19 protein-coding genes are annotated in these 18,407 nt (G+C 56.9%); 3 read left to right on the top strand and 16 right to left on the bottom strand.

The annotated features are described in order from the left end of the window. Positions 1–42: 42 nt before the first annotated feature. From nikA to WIH05_RS09435, 3 genes are all read right to left on the bottom strand, one after another. Positions 43–1,656, bottom strand: coding sequence for a nickel ABC transporter substrate-binding protein (gene nikA, locus WIH05_RS09445; RefSeq protein WP_252207513.1), 1,614 nt, complete (start codon positions 1,654–1,656; stop codon positions 43–45). Between the two features lie 96 nt (positions 1,657–1,752). Continuing rightward, complete coding sequence (locus WIH05_RS09440; RefSeq protein ID WP_337425298.1) at positions 1,753–2,676, bottom strand: LysR family transcriptional regulator; 924 nt, start codon at positions 2,674–2,676, stop codon at positions 1,753–1,755. A gap of 290 nt (positions 2,677–2,966) precedes the next feature. Further along, a complete protein-coding gene (locus WIH05_RS09435; RefSeq protein WP_252207515.1) occupies positions 2,967–3,404 on the bottom strand; it encodes an SLOG family protein in 438 nt (145 codons plus the stop codon). A gap of 227 nt (positions 3,405–3,631) precedes the next feature. Here WIH05_RS09435 and WIH05_RS09430 point away from each other — a divergent pair, with 227 nt between their 5' ends. Then, positions 3,632–3,958, top strand: a complete 327-nt coding sequence (locus WIH05_RS09430) for a helix-turn-helix transcriptional regulator (RefSeq protein ID WP_215653385.1) — start codon at positions 3,632–3,634, stop codon at positions 3,956–3,958. 42 nt (positions 3,959–4,000) lie between these two features. Here the strand turns inward: WIH05_RS09430 and WIH05_RS09425 are convergent, their stop codons facing one another. The 12 genes from WIH05_RS09425 to WIH05_RS09370 form a co-directional block, all read right to left on the bottom strand. After that, on the bottom strand, positions 4,001–4,429 hold the full coding sequence (locus WIH05_RS09425) for a hypothetical protein (RefSeq protein WP_195614658.1): 429 nt from the start codon (positions 4,427–4,429) through the stop codon (positions 4,001–4,003). A 5-nt stretch (positions 4,430–4,434) separates the two neighbouring features. Next, positions 4,435–4,746, bottom strand: coding sequence for a hypothetical protein (locus tag WIH05_RS09420; protein WP_337425297.1), 312 nt, complete (start codon positions 4,744–4,746; stop codon positions 4,435–4,437). 380 nt (positions 4,747–5,126) lie between these two features. Continuing rightward, positions 5,127–6,878, bottom strand: a complete 1,752-nt coding sequence (locus WIH05_RS09415; protein ID WP_215653386.1) for an ABC transporter ATP-binding protein — start codon at positions 6,876–6,878, stop codon at positions 5,127–5,129. Continuing rightward, positions 6,879–8,681 (bottom strand): ABC transporter ATP-binding protein, encoded by a 1,803-nt coding sequence (locus WIH05_RS09410; protein WP_215653387.1) that lies wholly within the window; start codon positions 8,679–8,681, stop codon positions 6,879–6,881. Between the two features lie 58 nt (positions 8,682–8,739). Next, complete coding sequence (locus WIH05_RS09405) at positions 8,740–9,357, bottom strand: TetR/AcrR family transcriptional regulator (protein WP_215653388.1); 618 nt, start codon at positions 9,355–9,357, stop codon at positions 8,740–8,742. 156 nt (positions 9,358–9,513) lie between these two features. Next, the gene (locus tag WIH05_RS09400; protein ID WP_215653389.1) at positions 9,514–9,744 is read right to left on the bottom strand and encodes a hypothetical protein; all 231 of its coding nucleotides are present in this window, start codon (positions 9,742–9,744) and stop codon (positions 9,514–9,516) included. 59 nt (positions 9,745–9,803) lie between these two features. Beyond that, entirely contained in the window at positions 9,804–11,912 is a 2,109-nt protein-coding gene (locus tag WIH05_RS09395) for a heavy metal translocating P-type ATPase (protein WP_215653390.1), read from the bottom strand. Positions 11,913–11,969: 57 nt separating this feature from the next. Continuing rightward, positions 11,970–12,230 carry a DUF6110 family protein gene (locus tag WIH05_RS09390; RefSeq protein ID WP_044911082.1) on the bottom strand — a complete coding sequence of 87 codons (261 nt, stop codon included), beginning with the start codon at positions 12,228–12,230 and terminating at the stop codon, positions 11,970–11,972. Positions 12,231–12,424: 194 nt separating this feature from the next. Further along, positions 12,425–13,309 (bottom strand): AraC family transcriptional regulator, encoded by an 885-nt coding sequence (locus tag WIH05_RS09385; RefSeq protein ID WP_215653391.1) that lies wholly within the window; start codon positions 13,307–13,309, stop codon positions 12,425–12,427. Positions 13,310–13,347: 38 nt separating this feature from the next. Continuing rightward, on the bottom strand, positions 13,348–13,986 hold the full coding sequence (locus WIH05_RS09380) for a methyltransferase domain-containing protein (RefSeq protein WP_337425296.1): 639 nt from the start codon (positions 13,984–13,986) through the stop codon (positions 13,348–13,350). Between the two features lie 17 nt (positions 13,987–14,003). Continuing rightward, complete coding sequence (locus WIH05_RS09375) at positions 14,004–14,516, bottom strand: hypothetical protein (RefSeq protein WP_215653392.1); 513 nt, start codon at positions 14,514–14,516, stop codon at positions 14,004–14,006. Positions 14,517–14,555: 39 nt separating this feature from the next. Further along, positions 14,556–15,206, bottom strand: a complete 651-nt coding sequence (locus WIH05_RS09370) for a class I SAM-dependent methyltransferase (RefSeq protein WP_215653393.1) — start codon at positions 15,204–15,206, stop codon at positions 14,556–14,558. Positions 15,207–15,440: 234 nt separating this feature from the next. On the opposite strand from WIH05_RS09370, the gene ahpC reads away from it, so the two are divergent. Both ahpC and WIH05_RS09360 read left to right on the top strand, forming a co-directional pair. Then, positions 15,441–16,004 carry an alkyl hydroperoxide reductase subunit C gene (gene ahpC, locus WIH05_RS09365; protein WP_215653417.1) on the top strand — a complete coding sequence of 188 codons (564 nt, stop codon included), beginning with the start codon at positions 15,441–15,443 and terminating at the stop codon, positions 16,002–16,004. Positions 16,005–16,007: 3 nt separating this feature from the next. Then, entirely contained in the window at positions 16,008–17,630 is a 1,623-nt protein-coding gene (locus tag WIH05_RS09360; protein WP_337425295.1) for an FAD-dependent oxidoreductase, read from the top strand. Positions 17,631–17,963: 333 nt separating this feature from the next. Here the strand turns inward: WIH05_RS09360 and WIH05_RS09355 are convergent, their stop codons facing one another. Continuing rightward, positions 17,964–18,185, bottom strand: coding sequence for a hypothetical protein (locus WIH05_RS09355; protein ID WP_215653395.1), 222 nt, complete (start codon positions 18,183–18,185; stop codon positions 17,964–17,966). Between the last annotated feature and the right edge of the window lie 222 nt (positions 18,186–18,407).

Raw genomic sequence — 18,407 nt, 5'->3', positions numbered from 1 at the left:
AGCATGAGGGCCGCCTCCAAGGAAGCGGCCCTCGCTGACAGTTTACTCAAAGTACATGCTGGCGAAGTCCACGTCATACTGGTCGGTGCCGAAGTGGACCCCTTTCAGGTCGGAGGTATAAAGGGCCTTGTTGGTCTCGAAGGTTAGGGGGATGTAGACGGCGTCCTCGTGGAGCCGGGTGAGCACGAAGGTATACAGTTCCTGGCGTTCCGCCTCATCGGTGGAGGTGAGAATGTCGGTGATGGCCTGATCGATCTCCGCCTTGTCCTCCAGACCCTGCTGTGCGGCGTAGTCGCCGTACACCGGGGCACGCATGGCCGCCAGAGAAGACTGGGGATCATAGGGCATCCCCCAGCAGATGTTGAACACCATGTCAAAGTTGCCGGCCTTCATGTTGTCACGGTAGGACTGCTCCTCCTCGCCGTGGATGTTCAGAGAGATGCCCAGTTTCAGGTATTCGCTCTGTAGGTACTCGGAGATGGTCTTTTCGGTGACGCTGTCGCTGTTATAAAGAAGATCCAGAGCCAGTTTCTGACCATCCTTGGCCCGGATACCGTCACTCCCCATGGTCCAGCCCGCTTCGTCCAGCAGGCGGGCGGCCTCGTCCATGTCGTAGGCATAAGGTTCCAGGCCCACGTCACAGTAGGGTACAGTGGTGGAGTAGAGGGTGTCGGCCGCCGGCTCCAAGCCATAGAAGATACCTTCGGAGATGGCCTGCCGGTTGGTAGCGTGCTGGAGAGCCTGCCGCACCGCCTTGTCCCCCAGAATGTCATGGGTGGTATTGAGGACGATATGGCGGGTGGAGGTGGGGTCAGACAGGCCGACTGTGAACTTGTCACTGTCCACATACTGGCTGATGGCATCGGCGTCCAGCATATTCTTGCCGAAGATCAGATCGATCTCTCCGTTCTCCAGCGCCATGATACGGGTCTGGTTATCAGGGATAACTTTGACAGTGATCTTCTGGATGGTGGGTTTCTCTCCCCAATAGTTTTCGTTGCGCTCAAAGACCGCGTACTCGTCGGTGACAAAATCCGTGAGTACATAGGGACCGGTGCCGATATAGCCGTTGACTCCGTCCTTGGTGCTGCCGTCGATCATGCAGTTAGGTGAAATCATGGCGAAGGGACGGATGCAGGCCAACTCGGTGAGCATAGGATAGTATGGCTCGCTCATCTCAATAACAAAGGTATCATCGTCCGGGGCGGACACGCTCACCAGCAGGTTCATCATCTCCAGCCAGGTGTGGCGCTCCCGGTTCTCCAAAATCGCGTTGAAGTTGGCCAGAATTGCGTTGGCGTCGCAGGGCGTACCATCGGAGAAGTTCACTCCATCTCGGATGTTGAAGGTGTAGATCCGGCCGTCCTCGCTGATCGTCCAATCCTCGGCCAAGCAGCCCACATAGCCCTCACTGGTGTTGCTCACCAGCGTATCATAGAGGATGCTTTGAGCATACATCTCTCCCGCATACAGATGCGGATTCAGATCCCGGATATCCCGGTAGTTCACAAAGACCAGTTCGTCCCTGGCAATATTCTCACCATCTGCGGAAGCGCCGTTAGCGCCAGACTGGTCATCTGCCCCTTGGCCACATCCAGCCAGGGCCGTTAGCATCAAAGCACCACAGAGCAGCGCAGTTAACAATTTTCTTTTCATAAATACCTCCAGTTTTAAAGTTACGGGGTTCCGCCGCGCTTTATCAGTATACAGTGGTTAGCTATGGCTTACCAGAGGCGAAATTTTTATGGAAAGCTATAACTGGAGTTCATACCCCTGCAGCATCTCACCAAAGCGGTCCGTCAGCCAGCGCGCCTGGGGTGAGAGCGGGCGCTCAGGTGTCCGAACATAGCCGATTTGGAGAAAGGGCTCGCAGCCATTGATGGCCAGGGGCTTGATGTCGTACTGCTCGTAAGGCCGGTACATAAAGTTCAGGCCGAGGCTGCACACATCCGTATGGAGCAGAAAATTGGTGACCAGATGGTCGCTGTTGCTGTACACAACATGCTTCATGACGCCGGGATCGATCACGCCCATGCTCACCGTTTCCAGATGATGCTCCATTGAGAAGAAGTCCCGCACACCCCGGATGAATTTCAGGCAGGGCAGATCGGAAAAGTCCACGCTGTCCGCGTGGTAGAGCGGATGGTTGGGGCCCACATAGACGCAAATGCTCTTTTCGCTCTGGGGAATAAATTCCAATTTCTTATGGGAGAGAATATGCTGGAACGTGCCAGTCTGTTTTTTTGCCACATAGACAATGCCAACCTCGGAGATCCCTTGGTGGACATGGTCGGTGATCTCCTCGACCGTACCCTCATGATGCTCAATATGGATGGCGGGTCCCCATGTCTGATAGAAATCCACCAACAGGCGGGCCGCCATATTGCTGGGATACGTGGACAGGCTCAAATTATCCTGCTCGTCTGGGATAGCCAGAGAGGAGATTGTGGCGGCCGTCTTCAGGATCATCTGTGCATGCTCCAGCACAGTCTTCCCGTAGGTGGTGGGCTGTACTCCTTTTGCGTTTCGGATCAGGAGGGGCCGCCCTAATTCGTGTTCCAAGGCTCGGATCGATTTGCTGATATTCGGCTGGGTCATATACATGCAGGCTGCCGCCTGTGAAAAACTGCCCCGCTCACAGGCAGTCACAAAAATCTCCAGTTGTTTCATGTCCATAATGCTATCCTCCAATCCAAGAGTTCGTTGTCGCTAACCGTAGTATACTATGGTTTCTGAGTTCTGGCAAGCATGGCTATAGAAACCTTCCGGAAGTTGTTATAGAAACCTTCCAGAAGTTGTCAAGGCTCGACGGCGAGACAATTCACCCCGGCGGCCCGCCATCCCCCGGCGGCTGTTCGGCGTCATCTCACGGCGGCTCCAACAATGCGGTTTTTCTTTTATCGCCAGCTTTATCGGAAGAAGCTATAAGAGGCAATTTCAATTTGTATTTCGACTACCCTTCTTTTTTACCTAAACAGTTCTTTTATAATTCCTGTGTCTGGATGAATCAACACTATTGACAAGTTTCTTTTTTCAGCGAATCTTATTGTTGTTTCCATCCCATTGTAATGTGTCGGATCATCATAAACAGCCACAACATAGTCGGCCCGCCGCATCATATATTCTGTGCGCTTTTTATACCCTTCGCTTCCGGGGTGTTCTGTACCCATCATAACCTCGGTACAGCCCTCACGGAGTTTTCGCTGCCGTGCCTGGCTCTTGGGATCCCATCGAACATCATGGCCGGGGAAGGGGCAGACCATTATAACTTGTAGTTCCTGATATTCCGTCTGGCGCTGCATATCCAACAGGATTTCGCCTGCCCACATATTTACTCCCAGAGCGCCCCCAACGAAAAAGCAACGCACACCTCGCTGGTACAGTGACACAAATACGTCGTGCATTCGCTTTTTTATGCGCTTGCACGAGGTCATATATTCATTTGTATTTGAATTTGAATCGGGTAGGGTGTTGACCAATTACAGCACACGAATATCCTTTCACTTGCTTTTCCTCCAAATTTTTTCGTTTTATGATTATTATATATGCTATGGTTGTCTAAACTCAATCATGGTCGCTTAATTTTCGTGCTATAGTGGATAAAATGTAACTATGGCATGGAGGATTGCGAATGAATGAGCTTTTGAAAGAAATGGGCCAGCGGATTCTGAAACGAAGAAAACAATTAAATATGACACAGGAGACTTTGGCGAATTTAACGCATCTCACATCGCAAACCATCTCGTATGCGGAAATGAGGCAAAAAGCGATGCGACCAGAAACCATGCTGAAGATCTGTGAAGCACTTGGTATCAGCGCAGACTATTTGCTGCGTGGTAAAATTCTTGAAGCAGACACTTCATTGCTCCAGCAGAAGATTTCCACATTGGCACCCAGCCAATACCGCCACCTGGAGCAGATTATCGACAGCTTCATTGCTGCCATACAGGAAAAGTAAGAGGTATGAGAGTCGACACAGCTTCGCTCCCATACCTCTTTTTTAGTTGTTTCTACGGAAAGCTGCCATAGTGCTGGCAATCAGATTGCGGGTCATATCATCAACTTCGGAAGCCCCAGCCGTTGTCAAACTTTCTGATGGCTCTGCCGCCTGTTTCTGCGACGGCGGGGCTATTTTATTTTCCTTTGGAGGAGAGGATTCCCCGGTCGAAACTGCCTTATCTGGAGCCTGCTCTTCCTGACACATAATTTCCCGTACTATCTCTTCAATGGCCGCACGGTCAATGACTGACGCTTTTAATGGCTGAGGGTCATCAAAAAAATGAGCGTTATAGTATATAAGCGCATTTGCAATATATTGAGCTTTACTGTGGGGCGGCTGTAGCTCAAGCAGTTCAACGGCGGTCCGCTGCACTGGATCACCGATATTGAATCGAAGGGAGAAGCGCCCCCTTTCTTTTTTTGGCGCCATAATTGTCACCTGCCCGCTGTTTCAAGCCGGTACAGGTATTCAAATCCGGCCGCATTGGCGTTAATGCGCGTGACAAACAGAGGCGTCCCCACCTTGCCAGACTCCTCGATCTGCCGACGCAGCAGAATGGCACCGCCGCCTACAAACACCACTTTGCAATAGCGCAAATCCAGCATCCGCTCTCGTAGAGTGCTGAACAGGTCGTTGACAAACTCCTGCTCCAGTCGCTCCACGAGCTGTACGGCCTCGGCCGGGTACTGTGTCCGTCTGCCCATGAGGATGGCATCCACACCGTCCTCATCCAACAGCAAATCCAACTCCGCATTTCCTCTGGACCTTTCGGTTTTTTCCAAAAAGGAATCGGCGCCTGTCTTTTTCACAAGGAAAGGGATAGGCACCGATTAGTGGGGTTCATATTTCATTTTTGTTATGTATAAAAGTTCGACAACAAGACGGACTTTAGTAGGGCAGTATCCGATTGTTATTGCTTTTGAAAAGAACTCATTTATCCGACCAGTTTTCCAGCATAGCCCATTTCACAATAATAACCTTCAAAATCCCGAGGACAGATTCGATTGCTTTTATATAAAAAGGGACATCATCATTGTCGGCAAGATATCTTTTCTGCTGGGCTTATTGTTTTATACCGGGCAGAAGGCCGGAGACTCCCGCAGGTCCCCCGCCTTCTGCCTTCCTATCATCTGACGGCATTCAACTGCCACTGTGCGCTCTCGCTCTGAAGTTCCACCATGCGGCGGTAGAGACCGCCCCGCCCCATCAGCTCCGCCGGCGTGCCCTCCTCTGCCACGCGGCCGTTTTCCAACACGACGATGTGATCGGCGCCCGCCACGGTGCGCATCCGGTGAGCGATGACCAGCACGGTCTTGCTCCGGAGCAGGCGGGAGAGGGCCTCCTGGACCTTTGTTTCGTTCTCCACATCCAGGGAAGCGGTGGCCTCGTCCAGCAGGACGATGGGCGCGTTCTTCAAAAGCGCCCGGGCGATGGAGATGCGCTGCCGTTCCCCGCCGGACAGCCTGGCGCCATTTTCCCCAATGGGCGTATCGTAGCCCTTGGGCAGCCGCCGCACGAACTCGTCGCAGTTGGCGGCCTCCGCCGCGGCCCGGACCTCTTCATCAGTGGCGCCGCGCCTGCCCAAACGGATGTTCTCCATCACCGTGTCGTCGAAGAGCACCACATCCTGGAACACCATGGAGTAGTCGGTGAGCAGCACCTCCGGGTCCACGGTGGAGATGTCCACGCCGCCCACCTGGATCGTTCCCTCCGAGATTTCCCACAGACGGGCAGCCAGCCGGGCGCAGGTGCTTTTGCCGGAGCCGGAGGGTCCCACCAGGGCGGTCACCTCTCCCTCCTTCGCGGTGAAGCTGACGCCGTCCAGCACCTTCTTTTTGTCATAGGCGAAGCCCACATGTTCAAACACAATGTCGTGGCCCTGGGGCTGGAAGGTATCCACCCCCCTGACGGCCGGGGTATCATAGATCTCGTTGATGCGGTCGGCAGACACCTGGGAGACGAACATCTCCGCGATGAGTGCCAGGCTCTGGTCGAAGGGCGCGTACACCCGGGTGATGACCAGCAGGAACAGGAACAGCAGCATGAAGTCGATCTGGCCGGAGAGGATCAGGTCCGCGCCCACCAGGATGGTGGTGGCCACCCCGAGCCGCATGATGACGCTGGCGGCGTTGACAAAGATGCCTGTGCCCAGTTCTCCCCGGATGGTGACCGTTTCGTGTTCGTCGATCTTTTGATTCAGCCCCTCCAGATACCGCGCTTCCTGATTGGCGGCCCGGATCTCCCGGACATTTTCCAATGCCTCCTGGATGCCGTCGGATACCCGGAGCGCCGCTGCCTTGGTCCGCTCCGAAGCCCGGGCGGTGAGCTTCCGGGCGCCAAAGAGCAGGGCGAATGCCACCGGAACCCCCCAGAGGCAGGCGATGGTCAGCCGCCAGTCATACACCAGCAGGCAAACGGCGATGATAGCCGTGGAGATATAGGCCCCCCAGAGGTACCCCAGCACATGGCTCCAGACATGCTCCATCCGGTTCACATCTCCCATGATGGTCTCCGTCAGGTCGGCAAGGTCCCGCTTGCCGAAGTAGCCCAGAGGGAGCTTGCGCAGCCGCTCCGCAAGGGACAGGCGGGTGCCCTTGACCTCATTGTAGACAAGGCCGTATGTGGCCTGATACTGCTGGAGATGGGTCACGAAAGACAGCACAACGAACAGCACCGTCAGGCCCGCGAACAGGAGCGGCCCGGGCAGAGACGCCCCCTCGGTCAAGGTACCCATAAATCCGCCCATGAGCAGATACAAAATGCCCATGCCCGCCATGACCACCAGGTTGACGATCACCGTCCAGAAGGCTCCCTTCCGGACATTTCGCAGGCCCTGGTCTGTCAGGGCATATTTCCGCTGAAAGTTCTTGCTGAACATTTATACCGCCTCCTTCTCGCTGCCGATCTTCCACTGGACCGCCTGGTTGTAGTCCGCCCACATTTTGGCGTACAGCCCGCCGGCAGCCGCCAGCTCCTTGTGGGTCCCCGCTTCCACAATACGGCCCTCATCCAGCACCAGGATCTTGTCCGCGCTCACCACCGTGGACAGCCGGTGGGCAATCATGATGACGGTGCGGCCCTGGGTCAGTTTGGTAAACGCCTTCTGGATCAGCGCCTCGTTCTCCGGGTCAGCGAAGGCGGTTGCCTCATCCAGCACCACGATGGGGGCGTCCTTCAAAATGGCCCGGGCCAGCGCGATGCGCTGCTGCTCACCGCCGGAGAGATAGGTGCCCTCGGTGCCGATCAAGGTGTCCATGCCCTGGGGGAGTTTTTCCAGGATGTCTCCGCACTGGGCCGCCATCAGGGCGGCGCGCACCTCATCCCGGCTGGCGTCCGGCTTCGCGGCCCGGACATTCTCCATGATGGAGGTCTTGAACAGGCGGCTGTTCTGGAACACAAACGCGATCTGATCCATGAGCACATGAGGATCCACCTCCCGCACATCCACGCCGCCCACCCGGACAGCGCCGGAGGATACATCCCAGAACCGGGGGATCAGGCTGGCCGCCGTGGTCTTGCCTCCGCCGGAGGGTCCCACCAGGGCCACCGTCTGCCCCGGCTCCGCCGTGAAGGACACATGGGAGAGGGCGGGGCGTTCCGCTCCGTCATAGGTGAAGCTCACATCCGCGAACTCCACACGGCCGTCCCGGGGCGTCTTGGGGTGCTCCGGAATGGTCAGCGCCGGCGCGTCCATGACCGTACTGATGCGCCCCAGGGCGGTGGAGGCCAGCATCATACCGGAGGCCGCGAACATGACCCGGGCCAGAGCGGTGGAGATGATGGCGGAGAACACCGCGTAAAAGGCAAAGTCCGTGACAAACCCGGCGAAGCTCCCGGCGGCCAGGGCGCCGGGGGCCAGGAACAGCGCCGCCGGGACCAGGAACACAAAGGCTCCCTCGGTAAAGGTCAGGTTGATGGACTGGGGCACCCGGCATACATCCGCCTGATAGTGCTCCGCCTTGGCGCTGTACTCCTCGATGGCCTGCTGGAACGCCTTGAAGGACCACACCGTCTGCTGGAAGATCTTCACCACCGGGATGCCCCGGACATACTCGGTGCCCGCCTTGGTCATCCGATCCTGGGCGGCCTGGTATTCGGCCATAAGCTGTGCGTTTTTGCCGCCCATCATGGCAAACATGGAGAGGATGGAGACGACTGCCGCCAGCAGGCAGGCGCAGCCCATCCGCCAGTCAAAGACAAACATCAGGGCCAGCATGGCCACAAACAGGGTAATGGTGCCCACGATGTCTGCCAGGTTATGGGCCAGCAGCGTCTCGGTATCCGCCGCAGCGGCATCCAGCCGTCCCCGGATGAGACCGGAGGCGTTGGCGTCGAACCAGCCCAGCGGGGCCTCCATCACATGGGCCACGCCCCGCTTGCGGATGTTGGCCGCCGTGCGAAACGCCGCCAGATGGGTACACATCAGGCCGGCAAAATACAGCGCGATCCCGCCCACCTCGGTCGCAAACGCCATCCAGCCGTACCGGGTGACGCTCTGGGCCGCCGTCCAGTCCGGGGCAACCTCGATCAGATCCCGGGCCGCCAGCCAGATACAGATGTAGGGCGCCATGCTCAGCAGCATGGCCGCCGCCGACAGGGCCAGCCCCAGAAAGGTCAGCCCTCTGTGGCTGCCCGCATAGTCCAGCAGGGCGGCCACATCGCTCTTTTTCTTCTGCTTCATAAAGAAAAGCCTCCTTTTAAGTTAGCAATAACTAACCAATATTCAAAAAAGACAGGGGTTATCCCCCCATCAATTTCAGCCATCCGCCAGTGTAGAAGCTGCGGAACTGTTCCACATCCCGCAGGGCTTGCTCCCGCGGCATATCATGGACCACGATCTCGAACAGCCCATTGAACATACCGCTTGCGATGATGTGGCACAGGGACCGGCTCAGCTCCGGGATGCTCCGGCCCAGGCGGCGGAGCACCTCCAGATACCGGAGGGTATATTCCACCTCAACCTCCACCATATTGTGGACAAAGTTCTCGTAGCCGGTCCCCTCCGCGCGGGTGAGGAGCAGCTTCACCGGCTCCCGGTGCCGGCACACATAATCCACCATCCAATCCACATAGGTTCTGGAGTCCTCTCCCATGTGAGATGGCTGCTCCTTCTCCGGAAGTTTGGCGAAGGAGGTCTGCGCCTCCATAAACTTTTCCATCAGGATGGCGGCGTGGGGCTCTACAATGGCGGCAAACAGCGCCTCTTTGTTGGGGAAATACCCGTAGAACGCACCGGTGGTCACCCCGGCGTTCTTCACGATCTGCCGCAGGGAGGCCCCAAGAAAGCCCTTGTCCAGAAATTCCGTCAGAGCGGCCTCCTGGATATTCTCCAGGGTGGCGGTAGATTTTTCTTCCATGGCGTGGCCCTCCTTATAGCAGTGTTACATAACAATGTTATAGTACGACCAGTGAATCAATTTGTCAAGAGCCAGAGAAAAATTTCCTGCGGCGCACAACGAAGGATGCCCCGGCGTATAACTGCACACCGGGGCATTCGAGTATAAAATCATCGCTTACGGTTTACGCCGGAAAAGATACGCCGTGCCGAACAGGCCCATGAGGACGCCCCCAAAAATCTGAAGGCCGGTTACTGCGCTCTGCATAAGCCGCAGATAGCTTTCCGTATCCATCCCGCCGCATGCAGATAAATACCATCCGATATAGAGGTGTCCCAAGGGCACCGCCAGCAGCAGCAACAGAGCACCGGCCACAGCACCGATCAGATACAAGGTGTTCTTCTTCATAATTCCGTTCCTCCGTTCAGTCAATGTTCGAAACAAATCCATGTGAGATCTTCTGAACTTTACAGATCCTTCCGTGCTTCTGTCTCTTGCCCGGCCATTGGCAGGGCAGTCATACTGTGGAGGCTTACGCCAAGAGTAGACAGGTTGTGGAGCATGGCGGAGGTGGTTGGAGGCAGAATGCCCGTCACGCCAAGACCGATGAGCGCCCCGTTGAACCCGATGACAAAGCGGTAGTTATTCCGGATGCGGCGCATCAGGGCCATGGCCAGCTGCCGCAGGCGCACCAGTTCCCACAGGCTGTCGGCGGCAATGGTGATGTCGGCGATCTCCCTGGCGATGGCCGCCCCGTCGCTGATGGCGATGCCGGCATCCGCCTCGGAGAGGGCCGGAGAGTCGTTGATGCCGTCTCCCACCATAAGGACAGTATGCCCTTCCTTCCGCAAAGCGGCCACATACTCCGCCTTGTCCGCCGGCAGCACCCCGGCCCGAAAGGCATCCACCCCGAGCTGTTCCGCGATGGCAGCGGCGGTGCGGGGGCTGTCCCCGGTGAGCATGACGGCATTCCGCACACCCAGGACCCGCAGGGCGGAGAGCACCTCCCGCGCCTCCTCCCGCAGAGGATCGGAGATGCAGATCACGGCGGAGAGCACCCCGTTGATGGCAAGATAGAGCTGGGAATACTCCGGGGGCAGCGCGTCGAACTTGGCCCGCTCCTCCTCCGGGATCACGCACTTCTCATCCTCGAAGATGAAGTGGGCGCTGCCGATGCGCACCTGCTCCCCATCCACTGAACTGGCAATGCCGTGGGCCACCAGGTACTCCACCTTGGCGTGGCGCTCCTCGTGGTGCAAGCCCCGGCGTTTGGCCTCCTCCACTACGGCGTTGGCCATGGAGTGGGGGAAGTGCTCCTCCAAACAGGCGGCCAGACGGAGCATTTCATTCTCTATCTTTCCGTTGAAGGTAAAAATCTTTGCCACCCGGGGGCAGGCGTGGGTGAGGGTTCCGGTCTTGTCAAAGACGATGGTATCCGCTTTCGCCACCGCCTCCAGGAATTTTCCGCCCTTGACGGTGATGTGCTCCCGTCCCGCTTCCCGCATGGCGGAGATCACCGCCAGGGGCATGGCCAGCTTTAGGGCGCAGGAGAAGTCCACCATAAGTACCGACAAGGCCCGGGTCACGTTCCGGGTGAGGGCAAGGCTCACCAGGCTGCCGGCAAAGGTATAGGGCACCAGTTTGTCCGCCAAGTTGGACGCTTTGGCTTCGGCGGCAGACTTCATCTGCTCAGACCGCTGGATCATCTCCACAATCTGGTCATAGCGGCTCTGGCCGGTGGCCTGCTTCACCTCCAGGACACACTCTCCCTCCTCCACTACGGTGCCGGCGTACACCGCGCCGCCGCGCTGCTTGGCCACGGGGACGGACTCGCCGGTGAGGGACGCCTGGTTGACGGTGATCTCCCCCTCCTCCACCACGCCGTCCAGGGGGATGACGCTTCCGGCTCGAACCACGACCCAGTCGCCGGGTCTGATCTGGCCGATGGAGGTGAGCACTTCACCAGCCTCGGTTTTCAGCCACACCCGATCCACATGGAGAGACAGGCTCTCTGCCAGGTCGGCTACGGATTTCTTCCGAGTCCAATCCTCCAGCAGTTCACCGATCTCCAACAAAAACATGACAGTGCCGGCAGTACCGAAGTCCCTGCGGCAGACGGAGATCCCGATGGACAACGCATCCAGCATCTCCACCTTGATCTGACGATGTCCCAGGCAGCGCAGACCTCTGTGCAGAAAGGGGATCATGTGCCAGACAATCCGGGCGATCCGCAGCGGGGCGGGCAAAAACAGGGTAGTGGCTGCTTTCACCGCCACCTTGCCCACCAGTTTCTCCTGGAACTCTCGGTTCAGAGTCCGGGTGCTGTGGCCGGGCAGGATGACGGATGACTCCGCCCCGGCCCAAGTGAACGCACCGAGGGCGGAGAGGACGGCTTCCCGGTCTCCCGTATAGGTTACAATGACGCAGCAGGTGCGCTCATGGACCACGGCCTCCCGGGTCCAGGGCTGTCCCTTCAGCCAGGTTTCCAGCAGATCCGCCTGGCGAATGGATATATTTTTTTGGCGGAGCCGCAGACGCATCCGCCCCCGGCTCTCATGTACGATGGTTGCTTGCATACTAAATCTCTCCTCATGGAAAAAAGGGAGCCGTTTTCCGGCTCCCTTCCGCAATTCTCAGGCTTCCTGATCCTCCACCTGGGTCTCAGCTTCCTTGGCGGCTCGGGTCTCGTTGATGTCCTTTGCAGAGGCCAGGATGTCGGCGGCGTTCTCCTGCACACAGGTCACAGTTTCCATCACGCTATCCTTCATCCGCAGGCCGGCGGCGGTAATGTGAGTATAAGCTTTCTTGGCGTCTTTGCTGGTGAGCAGCTTCACGCCGGCGGAGCCGAACAGAGTGCCGCCCACGAAGCAGGCCAGTCTGACATAGTGTTTCATCATGGAAATCTTTCCTTTCTGCTTTATTTGTGTTTGTAGCCCGTAATCATCACCATGACCATGCAAATCACGGCACCCCAGGCCCAGAAGCGATGTTGTTTCATTGAAATCTCCTCCTGTCCGGAAACAAGCTTTTTATGTATCTGAGTATTATAAAGGATAAACAATGCTGTGTCTCACCGAATCAGACGATGTTATGCCGGTTCAGACATTTTTCGATACATGGTTGGAGACATGCCATACTGCCGCCGAAAAGCGGCGGAGAACTGGCTGGCGCTGCTGTATCCCACTGACTGGGCTACCCCCAGCACGCTAAGAGAGGAGTCCCGCAGCAACTCCGCCGCACGCTCCATCCTCCGCTGCTGCAGCCAGGTGTGGACCGGCAGTCCGTACAGGCGACGGAACCCCTCCTTGAATGTAGTTGCAGAGAGGCAGGCACGGCGGCTCAAAGTTGATATGGAGAGGGGTTCGTCCAGATTATCCTCCATATATCGGCGGGTTTCTGCCAAGGTCCGGATCATCTCCTGATCCAGCACCGGGGCCATTTCCGCCGCTGGTTTCCCCTGGGCAGAGAGCAGATACAACAGTTCCACCGACTTCCACACGCACCAGCGTGCCCGCTCGCTCTGGGGCAAACGATCCAGGTCAGCGAAGGCCGCCTGGCTCCAGCGAGAGGGCCCCTCCACAGCGCAGCCGCCCCGGCTGACCATCCACCGCCGTACTTGATCCGTGTTCAAAGTCAAACCGCCCAGCAGGTCACAAATGGCTTTTAGACTCGCCCGGGCACCCCGAGCGTCCACCGCCACCAGCACACCCTTTAAGCCGGTCTCCACTCTGGTATCGGTCAGATCAGAGATGTCGGTGAGGAGAAGCACCTGCCGGGTACCTAACCTCAGAGCCGAACCATCCCGCCGGGTCAGAGTCACCATCCCGGCCAGGCAGAACAATACCTCAAAGTGCAGAGGTTCCAACCGGAGGGGCAGAGGGAATGACCTCTCGCACAGGGAGAACAGGCAGGCTCGCGCACCAGGCATCACTTGTGTCCATTCCCCCTGTTTTGACAAAAATTCTGCCAGCATCCTCTTGCCTCCTCTCGATTGATCTGTATCTCAGATACTTATCGGCCAAACAGCCCTTTTTTCTCCCAAGGTTCCTGCCGGATTTCTCCCGCTTCATAGCCGGTGGCGGAGATGGCCGCGCGCAGGGCGTCCTCGTCCAGCTCCGTCTCCGAGAGCACCACGGTCTCCCGCTTGCTTCGGGACGAGGTGACCTTTTTCACCGGAAAGGCCTTCCTTACCGCGTCGTTCACATGGCTCTCGCACATGGCCTGGCCGTAGCCGTATGCCGCGCCCCAATAGTCGATACCGGTGACCTGCGCTTCCGGCCAGGTGAGGGCCGCCCGGATGGACAGGGCGCCGGAGCCGCAGCCCACATCCAGCAGCGTCCCCCTGCCGTCAAAGCCCAGATGGGCAAGCAGGCACTGGTGGGTCCGCTCCATCATCCCGCCGCCGAAGGCGTATTGTTTTCGTATCCAGCCGCTCCAACAGAGCAGGGCCAGAAATGCTGCGGCAACCACCGAAAAAACCGCTCCCAGCCATGGCAGCCGGAACACCACAAAGGACAGCATCGCCAGCACCACTGACAGGACCAGCAGTCCGCCCACCATGTAAAAGACCGGGTTGGACATCCAACTTCCATAGTCCTCGCCGTGAGCACCAAGGTGGATCTCCTCTTGTCGGGATTTTTCATATTTCATCCGCCCGTCTCCTCGTATCATAATTTTTGAAATAACAGTCCCAATCCCGCCTGAGCCGCCGCCAGCAGCGGGCACAGCAAGAGCGTCCACTGGAGCAGATGCTCCGGTAGCGCATAATCCTTCATCCATGCCTTGAACTCATAGCCGGGATGGCCCTCTGTGCCGGGGAGCACAAAACGGTTTTTCGCCTTTTTCTGGATTAGCCACACATCAAGAAAAAACAGATCGCCTATGTTGACCATCATCCACTGGATGTAGCCCGTTAACGCCAGGCGCCAAAAACCATGTGTCCCGCCCGCCACTGCGCTGAGGGCGCCGTAAAGCAACAGCGGGAGCAATTCCCCAAAGATGATCCACCGCCAATATCCGGCAGCTTCCCGCTTTGTAGGCGGCTCCTTGGCCGCCTTGATGATGGCGGGCGGATAGCAGGGAAACATCAGCCGGGGCTTACACAGCGCAGCCGCTGCGGCGAACAGGTTAAAATAGGCCGCCATAGCGAGCCCGTCCAAGATGCTGCGCGTCCAGTTCATAGAAATCCTCCCGCATTTTTCATAAGGGACCTCTCTGTGTTATGTATTGCCTAAATACCCCGCATCATCCCGAATCGCCAGCACACAGAGCCAGTGCCTTTTCGCATCCCGCTTCACGATAACCTTAGAAAAACCAGCCTCGGTGAGAAAGGTGACAAACTGGCTCCGGTTGAATATCTTCATCCCATCAATGACAGAAAGCCACCTGCTGTCTCGGGGATTTTCTCCGTCCACCTCATTGACGATCAGAAAGACGCCGCCCGGCCGCAAGGTGCGGTACACCTCCCGGAAACTCTCCGTGGGGCCGGGCCAAAAATATACCGTTTCAAAGGCAGTCGCCAGATCAAACACCCCATCCTCAAAGGGAAGGTGCGACACATCCCCTTGTATGACACGGCAACGGCCAACCTGCAGTTCTTCCTGATTGATATTTCTGGCCTTTTCCACGGATATTTCTGAATAGTCCAGGGCGGTGACAGTTGCGGCAGGGTATTTTCGCAGAAGGGCCCGGATGTTTCGGCCGCCGCCGCAGCCCAATTCCGCAATCCTGACGGGACCTGTTTCCGGTAAATAGCCCAGTCCCCAGTCCGCCAGGGCGGCATGGGCATAATTCATGCTGGCTACCATGCACTTGCCCAGAAAACCTTCCGGTTTTCGTGTGTTGCGAAGGAAAGATCGCAGAAGTTCCATAGGCACCCTCATCCCTTAAAATAGGTTATCGGCAACTAACTACCGAGCAGTATACACCTGTTTAACGCAAAAATCAAGCCCACCGACTTATATAGAAGCACTTTTATTGAGTCGAGCAATATATGTTCAAAGGCATCTGCACTCCCTCTTGACAAGGAGCCGGAAACCCCTTATAATTTTCTTGTGGTTAGTTATTGCTAACCTCAAGAAATATGAATGGAGGTTGAACCACCCATGTCCCTGATTCAGAAAGAAATTGCCGATTTCACCGTACAGTGCTACCAGAACAACGCTTTCCGTGCCGTCTCCAAGGGAGAAGTGCTGGGCAAGTGGAGCGTGTTCTTCTTCTATCCTGCCGATTTTACCTTCGTGTGCCCCACGGAATTGGAGGATCTGGCCAATCTCTATGAGAAATTCCAGGCCATCGGCTGCGAAATCTACTCTGTTTCCTGCGATACCCACTTCGTCCATAAGGCGTGGCATGACGCCTCCGAGCGCATCCAGAAGATCCAGTATCCCATGCTGGCCGACCCCACCCATTGTCTGGCCAAAGACTTTGAGGTCTATATCGAGGCGGACGGCGTAGCCGAGCGGGGCAGCTTCATCGTAAATCCAGATGGGAAAATTGTGGCCTATGAGGTCAACGCCGGCAATGTGGGCCGGAACGCCGATGAACTCCTGCGGAAGGTGCAGGCCTGCCAGTTTGTGGCGGAGCATGGAGACGAGGTGTGCCCGGCGAAGTGGCAGCCCGGCGCCGAGACCCTGAAGCCCAGCCTGGATTTAGTGGGGCAGCTGTAAGCCATGGAGCGGATGGAAAATTTCTACGATGTCGTGGTCATCGGAGGAGGGCCGGCGGGATTGACCGCCGCCCTCTATCTGGCCCGGGCCCGCTACCGGGTCGTGGTCGTGGAAAAGGATCACTTCGGCGGGCAGATTACCATTACCGCTGAAGTCGTCAATTTCCCCGGGGTGGAGCGAACCAGCGGCGCCGCGCTCACGGAAACCATGCGGAAACAGGCCGAGTCCTTCGGAGCAGAATTCCTCCTGGCGGAGGTCACCGAGCTGGGTCTGATTGGTGATGTAAAGACTGTGCGCACTGGGCGGGGTGATTTGAAGTGCTTCGGCGTCCTGCTGGCCACCGGTGCCCATCCCCGTATAGTGGGTTTCCAGGGTGAAGCGCAGTTCCGGGGGCGGGGTGTTGCCTACTGCGCCACCTGCGATGGGGAGTTCTTCACCGGGAAGGATGTCTTTGTGGTGGGCGGCGGCTTCGCTGCGGCGGAGGAGAGCGTGTTCCTGACCAAGTACGCCCGCCATGTGACCATCCTCATCCGGGGAGACGACTTCTCCTGCGCCCAGGCAACAGCGGACGCAGCCAGAAACCACGAGAAGATCATGGTCCTCACCAACACAGAGGTGGAGGAGGTTTCCGGCGACACTGCGCTTCGTTATCTCCGGTACCGAAATACCCAAACCGGTCAAGTGACCAAGCACCACGCGGCGGACGGAGAGACCTTCGGCGTGTTCGTCTTTGCCGGTTATGAGCCGGCCACAGAGCTGGTGCGTGGCTTGGCTGAATTGAATGACCAGGGCTATATCCTCACAGACCGGAGCCAAAAGACGACTGTGGACGGCCTGTACGCTGCGGGCGATGTATGTGTCAAGCCTCTGCGCCAGGTCGTTACCGCCGTGGGAGACGGCGCCCTTGCCGCCACGGAGCTGGAACGCCTGTGCGCCGCCATGCAGGAAAAGACTGGCATCCATCCCAATGCTCCGGTGAGCCGGACAGCAGAAACGGCGGCTTCCACCGAAACAAGCAGCACGCTTTTTACGGGGGATATGCTGGCCCAGCTCCATACGGTGTTTGCCCGGATGGCCTCACCTCTGGTTCTGCGGCTGTATCTGGACGAAACGCCTCTTTCGGTCGAACTGAAACAGTATATGGAGGAGCTGGCGGCACAGAGCAGCAAACTCACAACGGAGACAGGAGAGGTCGGAGAGATGGAACACCTGCCCTGCGTCCGGGTTTTCCGGCCAGATGGGAGCTGGACGGGGCTCGCTTTCTACGGAGTCCCCGGCGGCCACGAGTTCACCTCCTTCGTCCTGGGCCTCTACAACGCCGCCGGGCCGGGGCAAGCTCTGGACGAAGATACAAGAGCAGCGATCCAGTCAATCCAGAAACCTATCAAATTAGAGATCCTGGTCTCCCTCTCCTGTACCATGTGCCCAGAGCTGGTAACGGCGGCCCAGCGGATCGCCGCAGAAAATCCGCACATCACCGCCCAAGTCTATGACCTGAATCACTTCCCGGACCTTCGGGAAAAGTATCAGGTCATGAGTGTCCCCTGCTTGATTGTTAATGATGGAGAACAGGTATCGTTTGGAAAGAAGAATATCAGACAGCTGCTGGAGATATTTCAGCGTTAAGTCACTGAGCTACACAGGACATCTTCCTGCACAATTGTGGTTCCACACACCAAAACTCTTACAAACATATTCTTTAATTTCATCATTTACTTTGTTTCTTAACTGACTCCTGTTAGAATTAAAGTCTGCGAAATACGGGTAAAATGAAAGGGTGCGGAGAAAGACCTATATGGTCAATCTCCGCACTCTTTTATGCTTTTCAAAAATATTCCCCAATCCATTCACTGTGTCCGCCAGCTGCGGATGTGCGTTCACAGCTATGCACTATGACTATGAACTTCACTTCCCAGCCGTGGGGATTGCGAACATTCCTCTTTGTCAGCCGCAGGCAGCTTACCTGATTCGGGTGTTGAGCGCCTCATCAAGATAGATGCGCCGCCCATTGCTCACACGGACAAAAGCCCGCCCGCCTGGAGTATGTTGGATTTTATAGCTTTTTGCAATTTGTTCCCGCTGTATGCCGGCATACAGCACCATAAGGCGGTCACTGTCGTTCGGGTCGCTCCAAAGCTCATCCCCTGTGATGCCGAGCGAATAGTAGTATACATTTCCCATTTCAAATCCTCAAATACAGATGATTTTTAAAGTTCACTACTTGATACAGACAGCGGCTTACAGGAGGAAGCATATATCTACATTCGGTAAACCGTTAAAAAAAGCCATCCGCCTACACTAGAAAAGTCTGACCCTCAATGTGGTTTTTTACAATACATAGAAAGAACTATTGAAGCAGTCAACCAGATTGTACGCCATTACAGCGGTTTTATTGCCAGCCGT

Origin of the sequence: Alitiscatomonas sp. (genome assembly GCF_037242085.1) — a bacterium.
GTDB classification, from domain to species: Bacteria; Bacillota; Clostridia; order Lachnospirales; family Lachnospiraceae; genus Alitiscatomonas; species Alitiscatomonas aceti.
This window is presented reverse-complemented; position numbering and strand designations above follow the sequence as displayed.